The sequence below is a fragment of the Curtobacterium sp. 8I-2 genome, from assembly GCF_902506155.1.
GTDB classification, from domain to species: Bacteria; Actinomycetota; Actinomycetes; order Actinomycetales; family Microbacteriaceae; genus Curtobacterium; species Curtobacterium poinsettiae.
Genome location: NZ_LR732829.1, coordinates 1 through 3139 on the forward strand (window position 1 = coordinate 1; position 3139 = coordinate 3139).

A 3139-nucleotide genomic window follows, 5' to 3' on the forward strand; every position below is an offset into this window, starting at 1 on the left:
AGCCCGGCGAGACAGAGCGGGCGCGAGGTTGGCGGCGGCGCACCGTGCGAGGTTGGGCAGCGGGCGCCGGGTTGGTGGTTCCGTGCGAGCCTGCAGCGCCGCACCCAGCCGTCAAGCTCGCACCGCATGTACGAACCTGCACCGTGCCGAGCCCGGCGAGACAGAGCGGGCGCGAGGTTGGCGGCGGCGCACGGTGCGAGGTTGAGCAGCGGGTGCCGCGGCGCTGGTTCGGTGCGAGCCTGTGGCACCGCACCCAGCCGTCGAGCTCGCACGGGGGCGCGCACCCCGCACCGTGCGGCGCGGCGCGGCGCGGCCCGCATGACGATCCGGTGAACAGAACCGTTCCGCGGTGAACGACGGGAAAACTGCCCCGGGAGCGACCCTAGGGTTGCCCTGGTCGAGCTGAAAGTGGCTCTGACCAGGGTTTTCTGTGAATTTCTACAGGATGGGGTCATCGGTGCCGATGTCGGTTCGTGCCACGACGGCAGTGGTCGTCGGCGCACTCGGAGCACTCGTGGGGACCGCGATCGTCGCCCCGCACCTGATCCCTCCGACGTCGCCGCACACGAGCGCGGTCACCGTGCAGGCCGGCACCGACGCCTGCGGAACGGGGTGGCCCGCGAGTCCGGACCGCGCTCTCGCCGGCCCCCAGACGTTCCGGATCCACAACACCTCCGTCGCCGGGATCGAGGTGCAGCTGGTCGACCCCACGAACGGCGCGGTCTACCTCGACGCGGAGGGCCTGGGAGCGGGTGCGACGCACGACTACGGCGTCCGACTCCCGCGCGGCCAGTACCGGTTCCGCTGCCTGCCCGCCGACGCGAACCCCGGCACCGGGCCCGTCGTCCACCTGCGCGGCGCCACGCACGTCAGCGACGAGACCCCCGGGATCGTCCCGGTCACCCGCGACGACCTGATCCCCGCCGCCAAGTCGTACGGCGACTGGATCGAGAGCCGCCTGCCGACGCTGCTCGCCGACGTGCGCGCACTGGACGCCGACGTCCGGACGGGTGACGTCCGGGCCGCACGGCGGGACTGGCTGGTCGGTCACCGCGAGTACGAGCAGCTCGGAGCCGCCTACGGCGCGTTCGGGGACGACGACACCGCGATCGACGGGCTCCCGGCCGCCGGACGGACCGCACTCGACGACCCGCACCTGACCGGCTTCCACCGCGTCGAAGCGCTGCTGTGGTCCGGAGTACCCAGCAGCCGCGCCGTCGCACCCGCAGACGCCCTGGTCGCCGCGGTCGAACACCTGCGCCGGACGTTCCCCACCCAGCGGGTCGACCCGCTCGACATCGGCCTGCGCTCGCACGAGATCCTCGAGAACGCGCTCCGCTTCGAGGCGACGGGGGCCACCGACGCCGGCAGCCACACGGCACTGGCGACGATCGACGCGAACATCAGCGGGACGGAGCACGCGCTCGAGCCGCTCCGGTCGATCCTGCGGACCCGCTACCCGGGACTCCGGGCCACCGACCGTGCGCTGGCGACCCTGCGCGCCGACGTCGAGTCACACCGACGGACCGACGGCAGCTGGGACACCCTCGACGGTCTCGACCGCACCGCCCGCGAGCACCTGGACGCCGACCTCGACGCTGCGCTCGAACAGCTCGCGCCCGTCGCCGCCATCTGCGACCCGAGGAGGACCTCGTGACCGAACGACCGCAGCGCCCGGGCCCGGCGGGCCCCCGGAGCCAGCAGCGCCCACGCGGGATGGACGCGGCGACGTACCGCCGGATGGCCGAGGCGCACGCCCGCCTCGGGCTCTCCGCCGACGGCAGTGTGTGTCCCGCCGGCGCACCGGACGACCAGCAGCAGCCCGGCCCCACCCGCGGGGTCGGACGCCGCGCGTTCCTGACCAGCGCGGTCGGGGCAGGTGCCGGAGCCGCCGCGGCGGCAGCGAGCCTGACCGCCGGGCGTGGGACGGGCCTCCAGGCAGCCGCCGCGACCACCGGCGGTGCCGACGCCTCGCCCGGTTCCTCGTACGCGTTCCACGGCGCGCACCAGGCCGGGATCACCACACCCGCGCAGCGACAGTCGGCGTTCCTGGCGTTCGACGTGACCGCGGCCGACCGCGGGGACCTCGCCGACCTGCTCCGGACGATCACCGAGCGGGCCCGGTTCCTGACCCGCGGCGGCACGCCTGCCGACGTCGGGATCACCGCGCCGCCGGCCGACTCCGGCGTGCTCGGACCGCAGGTCGCGGCCGACGGGCTCACCGTGACGGCGAGCGTCGGCGCCTCGCTCTTCGACCACCGGTACGGCCTGTCGGGGCAGCGTCCGGCGCGGTTGCGGACGATGGAGGACTTCCCGAACGACGACCTCGACCGGTCGATCTCGGACGGCGACCTGCTGCTGCAGGTGTGCGCGCACAACACCGACACCGTCCTGCACGCCGTCCGCGACATCGCCCGGGCCACCCGCGGCGGCATGCAGGTGCGCTGGCGCCAGGACGGTTTCGCGTCCCCGCCGCGCCCCTCCGGCACCCCGCGCAACCTGCTCGGGTTCAAGGACGGCACCGGCAACCCCTCCACCGCGGACCGCAGCGTGATGGACGACCTGGTCTGGACCCGCGGTGGACAGGACGGCGAACCCGACTGGGTCACCGGGGGCAGCTACCACGTCGTGCGGACCATCCGGATGTTCGTCGAGTTCTGGGACCGCGTCTCGCTGCACGAGCAGGAGAACATGATCGGCCGGCACCGCGACTCGGGTGCCCCGCTCACCCGAAGCGGCGAGTTCGACGACCCCCGGTACCAGGACGACCCGACCGGCGACGTCATCCAGATGGACGCACACATCCGGTTGGCGAACCCGCGCACCGCCGAGGCGCGTGCGCAGCAGATGCTCCGCCGTCCGTACAACTACGACAACGGCACCGACACGAACGGTGACCTCGACATGGGCCTGTTGTTCGCGTGCTTCCAGGCCGACCTGGAACGGCAGTTCGTCGCCGTGCAGAAGCGCCTGGTCGACGAGCCCCTGGTCGACTACGTGTCACCGGTCGGCGGCGGCTACTTCTTCGCCCTGCCCGGGGTCCGCCACGCGGACGACTGGCTGGGCCGTCGACTGCTCGCACGGACCTAGCCGGGCCGACGCTCGCACGTCCGAGCCCGGGCCGTCGCCCGCCCGGACC

Annotated in this window: 2 protein-coding genes; both read left to right on the plus strand. The window is 73.7% G+C overall.

Annotated elements, in window-relative coordinates; all coding sequences use genetic code 11:
* Nucleotides 1-463 precede the first annotated feature (463 nt).
* Nucleotides 464-1657 carry an EfeM/EfeO family lipoprotein gene (locus tag BOSE127_RS16925; protein WP_159558245.1) on the plus strand — a complete coding sequence of 398 codons (1194 nt, stop codon included), beginning with the start codon at nucleotides 464-466 and terminating at the stop codon, nucleotides 1655-1657.
* Nucleotides 1654-3090 carry an iron uptake transporter deferrochelatase/peroxidase subunit gene (gene efeB / locus BOSE127_RS16930; protein WP_236559606.1) on the plus strand — a complete coding sequence of 479 codons (1437 nt, stop codon included), beginning with the start codon at nucleotides 1654-1656 and terminating at the stop codon, nucleotides 3088-3090. The genes BOSE127_RS16925 and efeB overlap by 4 nt, the downstream gene beginning before the upstream one ends.
* Nucleotides 3091-3139 lie beyond the last annotated feature (49 nt).